The sequence below is a fragment of the Humibacillus xanthopallidus genome, assembly GCF_006716675.1.
Taxonomy (GTDB): Bacteria; Actinomycetota; Actinomycetes; order Actinomycetales; family Dermatophilaceae; genus Humibacillus; species Humibacillus xanthopallidus_B.
In genome coordinates, this window is sequence record NZ_VFPM01000004.1 from 111864 (window position 1) to 128227 (window position 16364).

The 16364-nt window shown below is 71.7% G+C and carries 17 protein-coding genes; 9 read left to right on the forward strand and 8 right to left on the reverse strand.

What is annotated here, in order from left to right:
- Positions 1–44: 44 nt before the first annotated feature.
- Entirely contained in the window at positions 45–1532 is a 1488-nt protein-coding gene (gene pdxR / locus FBY41_RS20105) for a MocR-like pyridoxine biosynthesis transcription factor PdxR (RefSeq protein WP_141846516.1), read from the forward strand.
- Here the strand turns inward: pdxR and FBY41_RS20110 are convergent.
- Positions 1495–2733: an MFS transporter gene (locus FBY41_RS20110; RefSeq protein ID WP_260439939.1), complete on the reverse strand. Its 1239-nt coding sequence runs from the start codon at positions 2731–2733 to the stop codon at positions 1495–1497. The two genes, pdxR and FBY41_RS20110, sit on opposite strands and share 38 nt — an antisense overlap.
- 142 nt (positions 2734–2875) lie before the next feature.
- Here FBY41_RS20110 and FBY41_RS20115 point away from each other — a divergent pair, with 142 nt between their 5' ends.
- The 3 genes from FBY41_RS20115 to FBY41_RS20125 are packed head-to-tail and all read left to right on the forward strand — an operon-like array spanning position 2876 to position 5010.
- Entirely contained in the window at positions 2876–3247 is a 372-nt protein-coding gene (locus FBY41_RS20115; protein ID WP_141846518.1) for an ArsR/SmtB family transcription factor, read from the forward strand.
- Positions 3244–3972 carry a cation diffusion facilitator family transporter gene (locus tag FBY41_RS20120; protein WP_141846520.1) on the forward strand — a complete coding sequence of 243 codons (729 nt, stop codon included), beginning with the start codon at positions 3244–3246 and terminating at the stop codon, positions 3970–3972. Before FBY41_RS20115 ends, FBY41_RS20120 begins: the two co-directional genes overlap by 4 nt.
- Positions 3973–4023: 51 nt before the next feature.
- Entirely contained in the window at positions 4024–5010 is a 987-nt protein-coding gene (locus FBY41_RS20125; protein WP_141846522.1) for a DUF389 domain-containing protein, read from the forward strand.
- An 87-nt stretch (positions 5011–5097) separates the two neighbouring features.
- On the opposite strand, the gene FBY41_RS20130 is transcribed toward FBY41_RS20125, so the two are convergent.
- The 3 genes from FBY41_RS20130 to FBY41_RS20140 form a co-directional block, all read right to left on the reverse strand.
- Positions 5098–6135: a M14 family zinc carboxypeptidase gene (locus FBY41_RS20130; protein WP_141846524.1), complete on the reverse strand. Its 1038-nt coding sequence runs from the start codon at positions 6133–6135 to the stop codon at positions 5098–5100.
- Positions 6136–6269: 134 nt separating this feature from the next.
- Positions 6270–6917 (reverse strand): hypothetical protein, encoded by a 648-nt coding sequence (locus FBY41_RS20135; protein ID WP_141846526.1) that lies wholly within the window; start codon positions 6915–6917, stop codon positions 6270–6272.
- A 205-nt stretch (positions 6918–7122) separates the two neighbouring features.
- Positions 7123–7518, reverse strand: coding sequence for a DUF2237 family protein (locus tag FBY41_RS20140; RefSeq protein ID WP_141846528.1), 396 nt, complete (start codon positions 7516–7518; stop codon positions 7123–7125).
- 80 nt (positions 7519–7598) lie between these two features.
- Here FBY41_RS20140 and FBY41_RS20145 point away from each other — a divergent pair, with 80 nt between their 5' ends.
- From FBY41_RS20145 to FBY41_RS20165, 5 genes are all read left to right on the forward strand, one after another.
- Positions 7599–8042 carry a hypothetical protein gene (locus FBY41_RS20145; protein WP_141846530.1) on the forward strand — a complete coding sequence of 148 codons (444 nt, stop codon included), beginning with the start codon at positions 7599–7601 and terminating at the stop codon, positions 8040–8042.
- Between the two features lie 39 nt (positions 8043–8081).
- Positions 8082–8492 (forward strand): PPOX class F420-dependent oxidoreductase, encoded by a 411-nt coding sequence (locus tag FBY41_RS20150; protein ID WP_141846532.1) that lies wholly within the window; start codon positions 8082–8084, stop codon positions 8490–8492.
- The gene (locus tag FBY41_RS20155) at positions 8489–10690 is read left to right on the forward strand and encodes a penicillin acylase family protein (protein WP_260439940.1); all 2202 of its coding nucleotides are present in this window, start codon (positions 8489–8491) and stop codon (positions 10688–10690) included. Before FBY41_RS20150 ends, FBY41_RS20155 begins: the two co-directional genes overlap by 4 nt.
- 61 nt (positions 10691–10751) lie before the next feature.
- Complete coding sequence (locus FBY41_RS20160; protein WP_141846536.1) at positions 10752–11135, forward strand: hypothetical protein; 384 nt, start codon at positions 10752–10754, stop codon at positions 11133–11135.
- Between the two features lie 4 nt (positions 11136–11139).
- The gene (locus FBY41_RS20165) at positions 11140–12216 is read left to right on the forward strand and encodes a DNA polymerase IV (RefSeq protein WP_141846538.1); all 1077 of its coding nucleotides are present in this window, start codon (positions 11140–11142) and stop codon (positions 12214–12216) included.
- Between the two features lie 134 nt (positions 12217–12350).
- Here the strand turns inward: FBY41_RS20165 and FBY41_RS20170 are convergent, their stop codons facing one another.
- The 4 genes from FBY41_RS20170 to FBY41_RS20185 all read right to left on the reverse strand — a co-directional run bounded on the left by FBY41_RS20170 (position 12351) and on the right by FBY41_RS20185 (position 16332).
- Positions 12351–12689 carry a sporulation protein gene (locus tag FBY41_RS20170; RefSeq protein WP_141846540.1) on the reverse strand — a complete coding sequence of 113 codons (339 nt, stop codon included), beginning with the start codon at positions 12687–12689 and terminating at the stop codon, positions 12351–12353.
- Positions 12690–12948: 259 nt separating this feature from the next.
- Positions 12949–14241 carry a sugar ABC transporter permease gene (locus tag FBY41_RS20175; RefSeq protein WP_141846542.1) on the reverse strand — a complete coding sequence of 431 codons (1293 nt, stop codon included), beginning with the start codon at positions 14239–14241 and terminating at the stop codon, positions 12949–12951.
- On the reverse strand, positions 14238–15053 hold the full coding sequence (locus FBY41_RS20180; protein WP_141846544.1) for an ATP-binding cassette domain-containing protein: 816 nt from the start codon (positions 15051–15053) through the stop codon (positions 14238–14240). Before FBY41_RS20180 ends, FBY41_RS20175 begins: the two co-directional genes overlap by 4 nt.
- Positions 15054–15237: 184 nt before the next feature.
- Entirely contained in the window at positions 15238–16332 is a 1095-nt protein-coding gene (locus tag FBY41_RS20185) for a substrate-binding domain-containing protein (protein ID WP_141846546.1), read from the reverse strand.
- Positions 16333–16364: the final 32 nt, after the last annotated feature.

A 16364-nucleotide genomic window follows, 5' to 3' on the forward strand; every position in this document is an offset into this window, starting at 1 on the left:
TCAGAAGGTCCACCTCAGGCCATTTCGCATGGTCCAATCGGCGTATGCCCCGTCGTGGTACCGAGATGCACGTCGAGCTCACCGGCTCGGGGGACCGCGCTGCCCAGATCTACGCGCAGCTGCGCCAGGCCATCCTCGACGGACGGCTGGACGGCGGCGACCGCGTACCCGCCTCGCGTGACCTCGCGACGACCCTCGGCGTCGCTCGCGGCACGGTGACGGCGGCCTACGACCGGCTCGTGGCCGAGGAGTTCCTCGTGTCGCGACGGGGCGCGGGCACCTTTGTCGTGCAGGGCTGCTCGCTCGCGGCCAGCCAGACGGGGGCTCACCCTGCCCGCACGGCACGTCACGGCGCGGTCCGACCGGCGGCAGTGTGGCAGCGCGAGACTCAGCCCGTGCGCGGGCCCGACGGGGCGGCATACGACTTCTCGCTCGGCGTGCCCGACACCACCCTCTTCCCGTATGCCACGTGGCGCCGTCTCGTCACGGCGCACCTGCGCTCCGGCCGGGTCGACCGTGGCACGTACGACAGCAGCGGCCACCCACGTCTCCAGGCCGAGATCGCGCGGTATGCCGGCCTCGCCCGCTCGGTGCTCGCCTCGGGTGACGACGTGGTCGTCACCGCGGGGGCGCAGCAGGCGCTCGACCTCGTGGCCCGGGTGGTGCTCGACCCGGGTGCGGTCGTCGCCGTGGAGGATCCCGGCTACGAGGCGGCGCACCGCCTCCTCGAGACCCACCGGGCCGTCGTGCACGCGGTGCCCGTCGACGACGAGGGCCTCGTCGTCGACGCGCTGCCGGCCGGTGCGCGTCTGGTTCACGTCACGCCGTCGCACCAGTTCCCCACCGGGGTCACGATGTCGAGGGCGCGACGAAACGCCTTGCTCGAGTGGGCAGCCCGTCACGACGCGCTCATCGTCGAGGACGACTACGACAGCGAGTTCCGCTTTGCGGACCGGCCCCTCGAACCGCTGCAGAGTCTCGACCGCGACGGTCGTGTCGTCTACATCGGGTCGTTCTCCAAGTCGCTGCTGCCGGCGCTGCGGATTGGCTACGCGATCGCCCCTGTCTCGCTGCAGCCGGCCCTGCGCGAGGCACGTCGGGTCACCGTGTGGAACGGCGACGCGGCCACCCAGTCGGCGCTCGCGGACTTCCTCGCCGAGGGCCACCATGCCGCGCACGTGCGACGCGCGAGCAAGATCTACCGCGAGCGACGCGACGAGCTGGTCGCGAGTCTGGGGGCACGACTCGAGCCGTGGCTGCGCGTCGTGCCGTCGGCGGCGGGCCTGCACGTCACGACGCTGCTGCGCGACCCCGGGTCGTCGGACGTGGCGGTGGCGGAGGTGGCGCGCAGCGCAGGCGTCTTCGTCGACACGCTCTCGACCCGGCACCGGGGGACTGACCCGCGGCACGGGCTCGCCTTCGGTCTCGGCGGCGTGGCCGCGCCAGACATCGACCCGGCGATCGCGCTCGTGCAGCGTGCCCTCGAGTCGGCCCTCACACCGGAGCGGCGGCGTCGACCCTCCGACGGATGATGGCGAACTGCGAGGCAAGCGGGATGATGCCGAGGATGAGCACCATCGGCACCGCGAAACCGAGCCTCAGGTTCTCGGAGCCGACCGCGCCGGTGAGCACCGCGCCGAGCAGCGCTCCGACGTAGTTGAACTGGTTGAAGCGCGCGACCACCTGGTCGACCCGCTCGATGCGGCGCACGTCGTCGAGACCCTCGCCACCCGCGACCGCCCCGGCGGCCGAGAAGGACAACGGGGCGATCGTCGCGACCGCTCCGCCGAGCACCGTGAAGCCGGCGACGGCGACGACCCACGTCGGGGCGAAGACGATGACCGCGAGCGACAGCGATGCGACGACACCGCAGATGCGCAGCAGCCAGACGGCGCCGTAGCGGTGCACGAGCCCGTCGCCGATCCCGCGGGCGATGAGCGTGGCGACGAGGTAGGGGAGGGTGGCGAGCGCGGTGAGCCCGCTCGGCGCACCGAGCGTCCCGTCGAGGTAGACCGGACCCCACGTCGTCGCAGCCGTGTCGACCATGTAGAAGAGCACCATCGCGATGCCGAGCAGCATGATGCGGCGCCACGGCACGTCCAGCGACTCGCCCGTCGGTGCGAGCCGGTCGCGGGTGACGAAGGGAGCGGCCAGTGCCGCCACCGGGAGCAGCAGGAGCGGGAGGAGGGCCGCGCCCAGGGCGACTCCGGACGTCGCGAGCGTGACGAGGGTCGCGACGATGCCGCCCGCGGTCCAGAAGGCATGGAACGACGGGAGGATCGGGCGGCGGTAGAGGTGCTCGACCGTCACCGCCTGCATGTTGCTCGACGCGTCGACGAGGCCGAGGCCCACCCCGTAGGCCGCGAGCCCGGCCACGAAGACGGGAAAGGCCGGGGCGAGCAGGAGCGTGCCGAAACCCAGAGTGGCGACGATGAGGCCCAGCCGCACGACGACCGCGCTCGACGACCTCCCGGCGACCACCTCGGCCACGACCGAGCCGACGCCGGCGAGCAGCACGACCATGAGCAGCAGGCCGCTCACGGCGAGCTCGTCGAGCGACCACCGGTCCTGGATCTGGGGCAGCCGCGTCGTCAGGGTGATGAAGAGCAGCCCCTGGACGAAGAAGGCGGCTCCGGCCGCGAGGCGGGCTCGGCGGTGCGCGGCTGTCGGTGCTGTCGGTGCTGTCGAGGCGGTCGGTGCGGTCGGTGCGGGAGCCTCGGGCGGTGGGGTCACGGGTGGTCACCCTGTCCTCACGAGGAGCCCCGCGTCAAGGAGTTCCGGTCGCGCCCGGCCGGGAGTCCCGGGGGCCCCGCCGACCCGGGACGGCGACGACCACGCATTCGCCAGCAGACGGGATGCGGGCTAGCATCGCTCTATGGCGATGACAACGACAGAAATCGATGAGGGCGTCGTCGACGAGCCGGAAGCGCTGAGCGTGGCCGCGTTGCTCTTCCACGGGCTCAGTGACCCGAGCCGACTCGCCATCCTGCGTCACCTGACGCTGGGGGAGCACCGCGTCGTCGACCTCACCGCGCACCTCGGGCTCGCCCAGTCGACGGTGTCGAAGCACCTGGCCTGCCTGCGCGACTGCGGGCTCGTCGCGTCCCGACCGGAGGGGCGCGCCTCCCTCTTCCGGCTGGCGGAGCCGGAGGCCACGCTCGAGGTCTTCGGGGCCGCCGAGCGCCTCCTCGCCCTGACGGGCGACGGTGTCGCGCTCTGCCCGACGTCCGGTCTGGAGTCGTCATGACGCAGAGCCCACGCCGAGACCTCGGGCTCACTCCGGTGACCCCCGCCCACGGCGACCACGGCGACCACGACCACGGCGACCACGACCACGACCACGGCGCGCCGGGGCACTCGCACTGGGTGAGCGACCCGGCGGAGCGGCTGCGGCTCGGCCGTCGAGCCCAGCTGCTGGCCGGCGCGTCGGTCGCCTACAACGTCATCGAGGCCGGGGTCGCCATCGCCGCCGGGCTCGTGGCGGGGTCGGTCGCCCTCGTCGGCTTCGGGCTCGACTCCACCATCGAGGTGTCGAGCGCGCTCATCATCCTGTGGCAGTTCCGCCACGCCGTGCCCGAGTCCCGCGAACGAGCCGCACTGCGCGCCCTCGCGGTCTCGTTCTTCGCCCTCGCCGCCTACGTGTCCTACGAGGCCGTCGGCGCTCTCGTCAGCGGGGAGCACCCAGGCGCCTCGCCGGTCGGCATCGGGCTCGCCATCGCCTCGATCCTCATCATGCCGTGGCTCTCGCGGGCGCAGCGGCGCACGGGTCAGGCGCTCGGGTCGCGCGCGGTCGAGGCCGACGGCAAGCAGACCCGACTCTGCGCCTACCTCTCCGGCGTCCTGCTCGCCGGCCTGCTGCTCAACGCCACCCTGGGCTGGGGGTGGGCCGACCCGGTGGCGGCTCTCGTCATCGCGGCCGTTGCCGTCCGTGAGGGGATCGAGGCCTGGCGCGGCGACCACTGCGACTGCTGACGTCGGCGCGCGGCCGCGCCGGAGGTCGCCTGCTGGTGGAGACTGTCCGGCATGCTGAGGATGACCGTCACGATCCCCGGTGACCTGACCGAGCGGGTCATGCAGGTGCTGTCCGACTCGACCGCGGTGAGCACGCTGGCGGTGATCCGTGGTGCGGCGGTGCGGCCGGCGGGCGACGTCGTGCACGCCGACGTCGCGCGCGAGGGAGCCAACGCCCTCATCGACCGGTTGCGCGAGCTCGGCGTCCACGAGCGCGGCACGCTCCAGGTCGAGCCGGTCACGACGTGGATCTCCCGGGCGGGCTTCGAGGCCGATGAGGAGACGCCGGGCAGCAGCGCCGATGCCGTCGTCTGGGCGCAGGTCGCCCAGCGCTCCTACGACGACAGCGAGCTCAACTGGACCTATCTCTCGTTCATGTCGCTCGCCACCCTCATCGCCGGCATCGCGATCGTGCTCGACTCGCAGATCCTCGTCATCGGCGCCATGGTGCTCGGGCCGGAGTTCGGCGCGATCGCGGCCCTCGGGGTCGCCCTCGTGCGGCGCCGGCCGTTGCTGCTCGCGGTCGCGGCGCGGGCCCTGGTCATCGGCTTCGGGGTCGCGATCGTCGTGACCTGCCTCGCCGGCCTCGTCGGGCGCGCCCTCGGCTGGGTGACGCTGAAGGACATCACCGGCCCGCGGCCGGCCACGGGCTTCATCTACGCGCCCGACCAGTGGTCGTTCATCGTCGCGATCCTCGCGGCCGCGGCGGGCGTGCTGTCACTCACCTCGGCCAAGCTCGGCGGCCTCAGCGGCGTCTTCATCTCGGTGACGACCATCCCCGCTGCGGGCAACGTCGGCCTCGGCCTCGCCTTCGGCGCGTGGGCGGAGGTCTGGGGCAGCAGTCTGCAGCTCGTGCTCAACATCGTCGGCATGGCGGTCGCCGGGTGGGCGACGCTCGCCCTCCAGGGCGCCGTGTGGTCGCGGGTGCCGGCCCCGCGGCGATCCCACGCCAGGCTGAGCCACCACATCCACGCCGACCCGCCGCCCTCGACCCACTGAGCCCAAGCCGGTGGGGTGGCGTATGCCGCCCGGTCAGGAGCGAGCCCCGCCCGCGCTCCCGGACCGGACGGCATACCCCCGACCGGCTCAGCTGCGCTGGGCGGGCAGGGTGTCCCAGAACGACGCGTCGACGGTGTCGATCGAGCCGTCGGCGATCGCCTGGGCGGTGGAGGTCAGAGTGATGACGGTCTGGCGGATGAGGTAGCCGTTGCTCTTCTGGCCGAGCACGGCGCTCTCGTTCTCGTGGTCGCTCATGCCGCGCATCTCGAAGAGCAGGGTCGAGATGCCGTACTCCGCGGCGAGACCGTTGCGCGCGATGGTGCGCTCGCTGCCGCCGACGTACTTGCCGAGGTGGCCCCAACCGGTCGGCTGGATGGCGTTGTAGACGACGGCGCCGAGGCGCTTGCTGCCGGCGAGGGTCTGCGCCGACACGTCACCGTTCGTCGGGTGGAGGATCGAGCCGGAGACGAGCTCGCCGCCCGCCCGGCTCGTCGTGCCCTGGTGGTGGAGGTCGATGGCGTAGTCGATGTCGTAGACCGACAGGACCTTGTCGTGCAGCGCCTTCGTCTCCGGCTGGGCCTTGGCGACGTGGTCACGGTTGAGGTCGACCCGAGCCGCGTTGTAGCGGGTCAGGTGCCGGTCGCCGGACGCGACGTAGTCGTCGAGCGAGAAGTCGACGTCGCCCATCGCGCCGTCGGCGTTGAGCATCGGCACGATGAGGATGTTGACCCCGTCGAGCACGTCGCCGTTCTTGCCGGTGCCGAGGCTCTTGATGAACTCGAGCGTCCCCTCGGTCGTCAGCTGCTCGTTGCCGTGCTGCTGGGTGAGGTAGAGGATCGTCGGGTTCGACGGGTCGCTGAGGTACTTCACGAGGTGGATGTCGCGGCCCTTGATCGTCTGGCCGATCACCTCGAGCTGCATGCGGGGCTGCTTGGCGGCCTGCGTCCGGAGCTCGGCGACCATCGAGTCGTAGGTGTGCAGTATCGAGGTGTTGACCGTGCCGTTCGCGCAGCACGAGGGTCCCTCGCCGACGGCGAGGGCGGCGGGGGCGGTGACAGCGGCGATGCCGCCGAGCAGGGCTGCGGCAGCGAAGGAGACGGTCGTTCGGGTCAGGCGTCTGGACATGTGGGTGGGTTCCTGTCGGGTGTGAGTTGCGTGTGACACGCCAGCGGCGACAGCCGGCGATGCGCCCCAGTCAACGTCCCATTTGTCCGATCTGCAACCGCAACCAGCCTGCTCCGGCTGGGGGTGGGCAGGGCTCAGCGAGAGGCTGTCGTCGTCGGCGTCGAGGTCGTGGGCCGCGGTGGCGCCGGCAGCGCGTAGTTCGACCGCAGCGCCCCGTTGACGAGCGAGAGCAGGACGCCGGTCTCCTGGCGGATGACCGCGTAACGGCCGGCTGCCTGCGGTGAGCCCGCGGCGGCCTCGGTGGACGCGGCCTCGGCGAAGAGCTGGAGCGAGCCGATGCGCGAGTAGTAGCTCGGGGGGTCGATGCCAGGAGGCGCCCCGTTGGCGCGCAGGGAGGCCAGGTGGCGGGCCAGCACCTCGAACTGCAGCGCGGTCGGCGACCCCGTGCCGGGCATGCCGTCGAGGACCCGCACGTCATCGATGAGGTTGGTGTAGTCGAGCGAGGCGAGCGACTGGTTGAACGTCGTCGAGGTCGAGAGGCTGGGCCGCGGCAGAGCCGTCACCGTGACGGTAGCCGTCGTCGTCAGCGTCTGCGTGGCCGTCGTCGTCACCGTCGGGGTCATGAGCTCGGTGACCGTGACGGTCTGGGCCGGCGTCGGGGTGCCGGCCGCCGCCTGGCTCAGCTCGACCGCCGGCCGGTCACCCGAGCAGGCGCCGAGGGCGCCGAGGGCGCCGAGGGCGCAGGCCGTCAGGACCGCAACGGCGACGGGCTTCGCGTGCACGGGTGGCTCCGATGGTGACGACGGGGACGATGGGGGACGGTGGGGACGATGGGGGTCGTCCGACGATTGTGTGCTCTCCGGGGCGCGGACGGAACCGCTTCGCCCGAATTCACCCCCGGTGGCGAGGGGCTGACCACCCCAACCCGCGGGGGGTATGCCGTCCTCGCCGATGCGGTGGTCGACCGGCTCCGTCGGTGACCGGGGTCTAGAGCAGCGAGCTCGGGTCGTCGGGCACGTCTGCCGCATACGCCTCGAGCAGCTGCAGCGGGACGATCTCGAGGGCGCGCTCGTGCGTGGCCGCGAGGAAGATCGGGGCGGCGGCGCCCGCCTGCTGCGCCTCGAGCCAGCGGCTCGCGACGACGCACCACCGGTCGCCCGGCACGAGGCCCGGGAAGCGCCACTCGGGCCGCGGGGTCGTGAGGTCGTTGCCGACGCCGAGCTGGTGGTCGAGGAACTCCTCCGTGACGACGACGCAGACCGTGTGGCTGCCGCGGTCCTCGGGCCCCGTCGTGCAGTAGCTGTCGCGGTAGAAGCCCGTCAGGGGATCCGTGCCGCACACCTCGAGCTCGCCGCCGAGCACGTTGCGTTCGCCGCGCACCATGGGCGCAACGTTAGCCGTATGCCGCGCGCTCGGCACGCGGTTGCCGGTGTCGTCCCAGCCCGGCTGGCTAGGCTGAGGTCATGCTCGGCATGAAGGAGTACGACGGCGACTACATCGATGCGTGCCGCTCGCGGGTCGAGACCCAGACGGCGATGTTCCGCGAGGTCGCCCAGGCAGCCCGCGACCACGGCGACGCCGACCTCTCGGGCCTCGAGGGGGCGCTGGAGTCACTCGAGTCCGAGTACTTCAACAACATGCTCCTCGTGCTCGAGGGCTACTTCGTGCACCGGCTGCGCGGCGTCGAGGGCAAGGACGGCAACGCCCTCAACGAGGTGCGCGTCCTCGCCCGGTCGCTCATGGAGAACGGCGGCACGCTCATGGAGGACCCGCAGATCTCCCTCGACCCGGATCGCACCGTCCTGGGACTCAAGGTGGGAGAGCCGGTGCGCCTCACGCTGCAGGATTACACCCGTCTCTCCGACGCCTTCTTCCGCGAGCTCGAGCGACGCTTCAGCGCCACCTGACCCCATCGCGAGATCGCCTCACCCGCAAGGAGATTCGACGTGCCAAAGCCCCCGCTGCCCGATGACGTGGCTGAGTTCCTCCGCCGCCCCAACTACGCGACGATCAGTGTCGTGCGCCCCGACGGTCAGCCCGTGTCGGTGCCCACGTGGTATCTCTTCGAGCAGGGCCAGGTCGTCGTCAACATGGACGCGGGTCGCAAGCGGCTCGACTACCTGCGGGCGGACCCCCGCATCAGTCTGAGCGCCATGGACCCCGACAACTGGATCACGCACGTCAGCCTTCAGGGGCGGGTCGCCCAGATGGTCGACGACCCGGACCTGGCCGACATCGACCGGATCGCGCGGCACTACACGGGCCAGCCCTACGCGGTGCGCGACCGGCCGCGCATCACCGCCCGCATCGACGTCGACCGCTGGCACGGATGGGGCCGGCTGCGAGACACGAGGTGAGCTGGCGGGTCGACCGGGACGCCCACGGCATACCTCACCTCCGGGCTGACGACGTCCTCGAGCTCGCCCGCGCGCAGGGCCACGTCACCGCCCTCGACCGCGGGTGGCAGATCGAGCACCAGCGCTGGCGCATGGAGGGTCGCACGGCCGAGCACGTCGGTGCTTCTGGGGTGCCCTGGGACACGTTCGCGCGCCAGGTCCGGCTCGAACCCACGGTGCGCGCGGCGTACGACGCCCTCGACGAGGAGACCCGGGCTTGGCTCCAGGCGTATGTCGCAGGCGTCGACGAGGGCCTGCCCGAAGGCCTGGCACGGTCGCGCGAGATCGGCCTCCTGGGTCTCGAAGCCGTTGCGGCAGAGCCGCGCCCGTGGGAGCCGTGGACGCCGCTGGGCATCTTCTGGGCCATCCACCTGCTCTTCGGCACCTTCCCCTACAAGCTCTTCAACGGCCACGTCGCCGACACGGTGGGTCCGCACCTGCTGCCCCTCATCAATGCCGAGGGTCTCGACGGCCGCGAGGGGGTGGAGCAGTCCGGCAGCAACGCGTGGGTGATCGGTGGCCGGCAGACGGCGTCGGGCCTGCCCCTCGTCGCCGGCGACCCGCACCGGACCGTCGAGCTGCCCGGCTGCTACCAGCAGGTGGGGCTGGCGTGCTCGGAGTTCGACGTCGTGGGCTTCACCTTCCCCGGGGTGCCGGGCGTGCAGCACTTCGCGCACACCGGGTCGGTCGCATGGGGCATCACGAACGCCATGGCGGACTACCAGGACCTGACGATCGAGTCCCTGCGGGTGGCGCCGGCGTCGGTCGGCGGCACCGCGGGCGGCCGCCCGCTCGAGGCGCGGGGCGTCGACGGGTGGGAGCCGGTGACGAGGTCGGTGGAGACGGTCACGGTGCGCGGGGGAGCGCCGGTCGAGGTACCGGTCGTCGTCACGGCCCGCGGTCCGGTCGTCACCGGCGTCGCCGAGGCCGTGGCAGCCGCCGAGGCTGCTGAGGCCGTGACGGCCGTGGCGGCCGTGGCGGCCGTGGCGGTTGCTGAGGTCCGCCCCACGGCATACAGCCTGCGCACACCCAGCCAGGTCGACCACGACCTCGGCTTCGGGGCGCTCCTGCCGCTGCTGCGGGCGCGCACGGTCGACGACGTCGAGCAGGCGCTGTCACGCTGGGTCGAGCCCGTCAACAGCGCCCTCGTCGCCGACACGACCGGTCGCATGCGCCACCTCGTCGTCGGGCGTGTCGCGGAGCGTGACCCCCTCAACCTGGAGCGTCCGGTCGCGGCATGGGACCCCCGCCACGTGTGGCGCGGTCGGCGCCCGAACGAGGTACGCGACATCGACGACGTGATGGTCAGCGCGAACGACCGCGCCAGCGGCGGTGGCCTCGGGGTGGAGTACGCGACGCCCTTCCGTGCCAACCGGATTCGCGAGCTCATCGGTGAGCGCGAGGGCCTGACGGCCGACGACTGCGCCGACATCCACGTCGACACCCTCAACGGGCAGGCGGCCGTCATGCGCGAGCTCGTCGATGCCCTGGCGGACGAGTGTCTGACCGCGGGCGGCAGGGCGGTGCGCTCCGAGCTGCTCGCGTGGGACGGGCGCAGCGACCCGTCGAGCCACGGCGCGGCGCTGTTCTCGGCGTGGAGGACCGCGCTCGTCCGCTGGTTCACGGCGCAGCCCCAGCTCGCGGCTCTGCAGAGGCCGACGGGCCACTCGCGGATCTTCGCGTCCTGGCTCGACGTCGACGGCCAGGTCGGCGCCGGCTGGCACTCGCTCGTGCGCGGCGCCCCGCAGATCGGGATCGACGTCGCCGCCGGTGCGTGCGAGGCCCTCGATCGTGTTGCGGCAGAAGTGGGTCCGGACGAGGTGTGGGGCGACCGGCACCGTCTCGACCCGCTTCACCAGCTCGACGGCGCGACCTCGCCGGACGGCATACCACTGCGGGGGGTGCCGTCGGTGGCGCCCGACCCGGTGCCCGGCGACAAGGGGTGTGTCCTTGCGGCCTCGAGTGCCCCCGGGGTGACGGAGCGCGCCTACGGAGGCCCGGTCGCCCGCTACGTCTGGGACCTCGCCGACCGTGACGCGAGCCGGTGGGTCGTGCCGTTCGGGACCTCGGGGGTGCCCGACGACCCGCACTTCGCCGACCAGACGGTGGCGTGGCTGACGGGCCGACTGCTGCCCGTCGCACGCGATCGGCGCGCGTGACGCGCGAGCCCTCAGGTGCCCGCTGCACCGTCGACGCCGGTGGCTGTGCCAGAGTGTTCCGGTGGGCAACGGAGTGACACGGGCGACGATGGTCTGGATCGTCGCCGCCGCCGTCGTGGGCGGCGTTGCCGGCGTCCTCTGGGTGCTGCGGTCGGAGATCGGCGGCGCGCACACCGGCACACCCGTCGTCGTCGGCTCCGTCGTGCTGACGCTGCTCGCCGCGGCACTGCTCTACCACGGCATCATGGTCGCGGCACGCGAGCAGGACCGGCGCTCCGACCTCGTCGCCCAGCGCCGCCGTCAGGACAGTCCGGCACCGCGGTCCGTGGCGAGGTCTGGTGCGGGGTCTGGTGCGGGGTCCGCACGCCCGGCACCGCGGGCTGTGGACCGGCCGCCGGTCGACGAGGACGAGCCGCTCACCTTCCGCCGGGGCAAACAGATCTAGGTCCATGAGCCCGCCGTCCTGGGTGCTGCACGTCGACCTCGACCAGTTCATCGCGGCGGTCGAGGTGCTGCGAAGGCCTGAGCTGGCCGGGCTGCCCCTCATCGTCGGCGGTCGCGGCGACCCCACCGAGCGAGCCGTCGTGTCCACGGCGAGCTACGAGGCCCGCGCCTTCGGCGTCGGGTCCGGTATGCCGCTGCGGCTGGCCGCCCGCAAGGTGCCGGACGCCGTCATCCTGCCCGTCGATGCCCCGGCCTACACGGAGGCGTCGGAGCAGGTGATGGAGGCGTTGCGCGGCCTCGGCGTCGTCGTCGAGGTCCTCGGCTGGGACGAGGCCTTCCTCGGCGTGCAGGCCGACGACCCCGAGGCCTTCGCGAGGAGCGTCCAGGCCGCGGTCCTCGAGGCCACCCGGCTGCACTGCTCGGTCGGCATCGGCGACAACAAGGTGCGCGCGAAGATCGCGACGGGCTTCGGCAAGCCGCGCGGCGTCTTCCGGCTCACCCGGGACAACTGGTTCGAGGTGATGGGTCCGCGGCCGACGATCGACCTCTGGGGAGTCGGGTCCAAGGTCTCCAAACGCCTTGCAGCCCATGACATCTCGACGGTCCAACAGCTCGCCGATGCGCCGGAGGCGGAGCTCGTCGAGGAGTTCGGCCCGCGGATGGGTGTCTGGTACTCCCAGCTCGGCAGGGGCCTCGGCTCGGCCGTCGTCGACGACTCGCCGTGGATCGCGAGAGGTCACAGCCGTGAGACGACCTACCAGAGCAACCTCACGACGCCGGCGCAGGTCGAGGCGGCGGTGCGGGAGCTCGCGTCACAGGCCTTCGACGACACGGTGCGCGAGGGGCGCCCCGTCTTCCGGGTGACGCTCAAGGTGCGCTACGCGCCGTTCTTCACCCAGACCAAGGCGAAGAAGCTGCCCCGACCGACGAGCGAGCGCGACGAGGTCGTCTCGGCAGCCGTCGACCTCGCCCGTCGGCTCGACCCCGAGCGCGAGGTGCGCCTGCTCGGAGTGCGCGCCGAGATGGTCATGCCCGATGAGGGTGACCCGGTCGAGCGGAGCCCGATCCGCGGCCGCCTCTGACGGCATACCTCACCCCTCCCGAGGTATGCCGTCCGGCGGGTTCCGCGACGCGGTGAGCCCGCGACGCGGTGCGCCCCGCCCACCCGGGGCGCTCCGCCCCGCCCGGGGTGCGCTGCCCGGGCGGTGCCTGCGTCTCAGGTGCCGGCTCGGCGCCGGGCGACGAACGGCCGCGTGGCGAGCCAGGTGACCGCGACGATCCCGGCGATGAGCAGCACCCGGTTGGGGTCGACCGCAGGGCGCCAGGTCACCTCGCCGTTCTTGATGACGAACGCGCCGGCGGGCCGGCCACCCATGCCGAAGCCCCCGCCCTCACCGTTGCTGCCGGACTCGTCGGTGCCCGAGCCGCCCCCGCCGCCACCCGCGACCATGGCCGCGGGGATGACGGTGACGCCGTCCTTCTCGTAGGGCTCGCCATAGACCCGCTTCACGGTGATCGCGTCCTTGGCCTTGCTCATGAGCTCGTCGAGTGTCATGGACCCTCCTCCCGGCCGGCGGCGCCGGCACCTGGACTCCCAGCATGTGCTCCGCGGGTGAGCGGGGGACAGGGCTGAAGGTCCCGACACCGGGAGCAGGGCCGACGGACTGCTCCGTTCGATGGTGGGAGGTGCCGCGAAAGCCGACGACGTGCTCTCTCGATCGGGGGTGGGGACGGCGAAGGGCCCGCGCGCCGCCAGGAGCGGGACGGCGCGCGGGCCCTTCGTCGGTGACCCGCTCGCGCGGGTCGAATCCGGTCTAGGCCCGTCCGTGCGCAGCGCGGCTGCGGCGCGAGACGGCGTCGACGGTGACAGCGAGGAGCAACACCGCGCCGGTGATCATGTAGAGCTCGGGGGACTGGAGGTTGATGAGGTTGAGCCCGTTCGAGATCGACTGCAGCACGAGGATGCCGAGCAGGGCCGAGTAGGCCGAGCCGCGCCCACCGAAGAGGCTCGTGCCACCGATGACAGCCGCAGCGATCGCGTTGAGGTTCGTGTCGCCACCGCCGCTGCTCTGCCCGACCGACGAGAGTCGCGCCATGGCGAAGATGCCGCCGAGGGCCGCGAACGTCGAGCAGAGCGCGAACACCGACACGTAGATGCGGCGCACGTTGATGCCGGCTCGACGAGCAGCCTCGACGTTGCCACCGACCGCCATCACGGAGCGGCCCCAGCGGGTACGCCGGATGGCGAAGTCCATGATGACGACGAGACCGAGGAACACGAGGAACATCACCGACACGCCGCGGTCCTTGTTCAGCACGAAGACGGGCACGAGCAGGATCACGGCAAGGAAGGCTGCGCGTACGGCGATGGCGCCCACCGGGGTGACGGAGAGACCCGCAGCGGCTCGACGGGAGTTCGCGCGGAGGCGGCTGACGGCATACGCGGCGACGACGAGCAGCGCGAGCACGTAGGCGACGACGTCGGGCAGGAAGGACTGCTGGGCGAACTGGGTCAGGCTCGACTCGAACGGGATGTTGATCGACCCCGTCTCGCCGAGCACCTTGAGCTGCAGACCGAGGAAGCCAAGCAGACCGGCCAGGGTGATGACGAAGCTCGGCACCCCGAATCGGGTGAAGATCAGGCCGTAGGAGATGCCGATGATGGCGCCGACGGCGAGACCGGCGAGGATCGCCACGACGAGCGGCCACCCGGACTTGACGAAGCTGACGCCGACGATGGAGGCGGCGAGCCCGCTGACCGAGCCGACCGACAGGTCGATCTCCCCGAGCAGCAGCACGAGCACGATGCCGATGGCGATGGTGCCGATGGCCGCGCTCTGGAGCGTCAGGTTGACGAGGTTGCGGCTCGAGAGGAATGCCGGGTTGAGGCTCTGGAAGATGATCCAGATGATGATGAGGCCGATCGCGACCGGTAGGGCGCCGAGGTCTCCGCTGCGCAGGCGCGAGAGGAACACCCGCACGGCGCCGGACACACCGGTCTGCCCGATGAGGCGCTCGTCCTGCAGGTCGGCCGGAAGGATGTTGGCGGCGGTCGGGTCGACCGGGGCCGGGGTCTCCTGGGCGGGCTCGGGAGTCGTGGTGCTCACTGCTGCTCCTCGCTCTGCTCACGTCGCGAGGCGCGCTCGGACACGGCATTGGTCGTGGCGCCGGTGATCGCGGCGATGATCTCCTGGGCGTTGGTCTGGCTGACGTCGAACGTGCCGTTGTTGCGACCGAGTCGAAGCACGGTCACCCGGTCGGCCACCGCCATGACGTCGCTCATGTTGTGGCTGATGAGGATGACACCGTGGCCGTTCTCGCGGAGACGCTCGACGAGGTTGAGCACCTCGGCGGTCTGGGCGACTCCCAGTGCGGCTGTGGGCTCGTCGAGCATGACGACCTTGGGGTCACCGAGCAGCGACCGGGCGATCGCCACGGTCTGACGCTGACCGCCCGAAAGGCTGGCCACGGGGATGCGCACCGACGGGATGCGAGCCGACAGCTGCCGGAGCAGCCGCCAGCTCTCCTTCTCCATCGTCACCTCGTCGAGGGATCCGGCGTTGTAGAGCTCGCGGCCGAGGAAGAGGTTGGCCACGACGTCGAGGTTGTCGCAGAGGGCGAGGTCCTGGAAGACCGTCGCGATGCCGAGCTTCTGGGCCTCGGCGGGGCTGTGGACGGTCGCGGGCTTGCCGTCGAACTCCATCGTGCCCTCGTCGGGCTGGTAGACCCCCGCGATGGCCTTGACGAGTGTCGACTTGCCGGCGCCGTTGTCGCCGACGAGCGCGACGACCTCGTGCGAGCTGACGTCGAAGTCGACGCCACTGAGGGCCTGCACGGCCCCGAAGCGCTTGGAGATGCCGTGGAGCGAGAGCACGGCCGTCTTGGTGGGAGCCGGCGGTGGTGAGGTGGTGGCGGTCATGAGAGTCCTTGGGTCGGGCCGGTCGGTCACCGGTGAGGGCGGGACGGGGAGGGCTCGTGCTGGGCGGATCCTGGGGCTGTGCCGGCGCCGTGGAGGAGGCGGACACAGCGCCGGGTGGGTGGGCTCGTGGCCCACCCACCCGGTCTACACCCGCGTGGTCACGAGCGACAGTGGTTGTCGAGGATCAGCTGATTCCGGCTTCCGTGCAGGCCGCTGCGACCTCGCCGGTGCAGATCTCGCTGACCTGGTAGATGCCGTCCTTGACGACCGTGTCCTTGACGTTGTCCTTGACCACGGCGATCGGGTCGAGGATCGTCGCGGGCACGCCCTTGAAGTCGGTCGTCTTCTCCGGCGTCTGGCCGTTGGCGAGCGCCACGGCTGCCTTGGCGGCGGCCTCGGCCTCCGGCTTGATCGGCTTGTAGACCGTCATTGCCTGGTCACCGACGAGGATCCGCTGGATCGCGGCGAGCTCGGCGTCCTGGCCCGTCACCGGCGGGAGCGGGTTGACGCCGCCACCCTTGAGAGCGGCGATGGCGCCACCGGCCGTGCCGTCGTTGGCGGCGTAGACGCCCGTGAGGTTGGCCTTGACGGCGGAGATCTGGCCCTCCATCCACGACTGGGCCTTGTCGGGGCTCCAGTCGGGGGTGTCGTACTCCGCCGCGACCTTGAAGCCGCTGCTGTCGATGACGCTGTGGGCACCGGCCTTGAAGTCGGCCGCGTTGGGGTCGGTCGGCGAGCCGTTGATCATGACGATGTCACCGGACGTCTTGCCGTTCTTCTTCATGACGTCGACGAGCGTGGTCGCCTGGAGCTTGCCGACAGCCGCGTTGTCGAAGGAGACGTAGAAGTTCGCGCCCTCGATGAAGCGGTCGTAGGCGATGACCGGCACGTTGCTCGACTTCGCGCTTGCCACGACCGAGGCGGCAGCCTTGCCGTCGACGGGGTCGAGGACGAGCACGTTGGCGCCCTGGGTCAGGGCCGACTCGGCCTGCTGCTGCTGCTTCGCGGCATCCTGGTTGGCGTTGCTGTAGATGAGGGTGCAGTCGGGGCAGGCTGCCTTGAGGGCCTCTTCGAAGTACGGCTTGTCGAAGGTCTCGTAGCGCGTGGTCTTCGACTCGGGGAGCAGCAGGGCGATCTTCTTGCCGCCGCCGGCGGCGGCGCCGCTGGTGCTGCCCGAGTTGGAGGACGAGTTGTCGCTGCTGCCACAGGCTGCGAGCGAGGCGAGGCCCAGACCGGCCGCAAGGGCGATGCCGGCGAGGCGGGTGGTGCGTGCACGCATGTCTTGGAACTCCCTTGTTCATCGCCGGCACC

Coding starts and splice junctions, on each gene's coding strand:
- pdxR (WP_141846516.1), top strand. CDS start 45: ATGCCCCGTCGTGGTACCGAGATGCACGTCGAGCTCACCGGCTCGGGG.
- FBY41_RS20115 (WP_141846518.1), top strand. CDS start 2,876: ATGGCGATGACAACGACAGAAATCGATGAGGGCGTCGTCGACGAGCCG.
- FBY41_RS20120 (WP_141846520.1), top strand. CDS start 3,244: ATGACGCAGAGCCCACGCCGAGACCTCGGGCTCACTCCGGTGACCCCC.
- FBY41_RS20125 (WP_141846522.1), top strand. CDS start 4,024: ATGCTGAGGATGACCGTCACGATCCCCGGTGACCTGACCGAGCGGGTC.
- FBY41_RS20130 (WP_141846524.1), bottom strand. CDS start 6,135: ATGTCCAGACGCCTGACCCGAACGACCGTCTCCTTCGCTGCCGCAGCC.
- FBY41_RS20140 (WP_141846528.1), bottom strand. CDS start 7,518: ATGGTGCGCGGCGAACGCAACGTGCTCGGCGGCGAGCTCGAGGTGTGC.
- FBY41_RS20145 (WP_141846530.1), top strand. CDS start 7,599: ATGCTCGGCATGAAGGAGTACGACGGCGACTACATCGATGCGTGCCGC.
- FBY41_RS20165 (WP_141846538.1), top strand. CDS start 11,140: ATGAGCCCGCCGTCCTGGGTGCTGCACGTCGACCTCGACCAGTTCATC.
- FBY41_RS20170 (WP_141846540.1), bottom strand. CDS start 12,689: ATGACACTCGACGAGCTCATGAGCAAGGCCAAGGACGCGATCACCGTG.
- FBY41_RS20180 (WP_141846544.1), bottom strand. CDS start 15,053: ATGACCGCCACCACCTCACCACCGCCGGCTCCCACCAAGACGGCCGTG.
- FBY41_RS20185 (WP_141846546.1), bottom strand. CDS start 16,332: ATGCGTGCACGCACCACCCGCCTCGCCGGCATCGCCCTTGCGGCCGGT.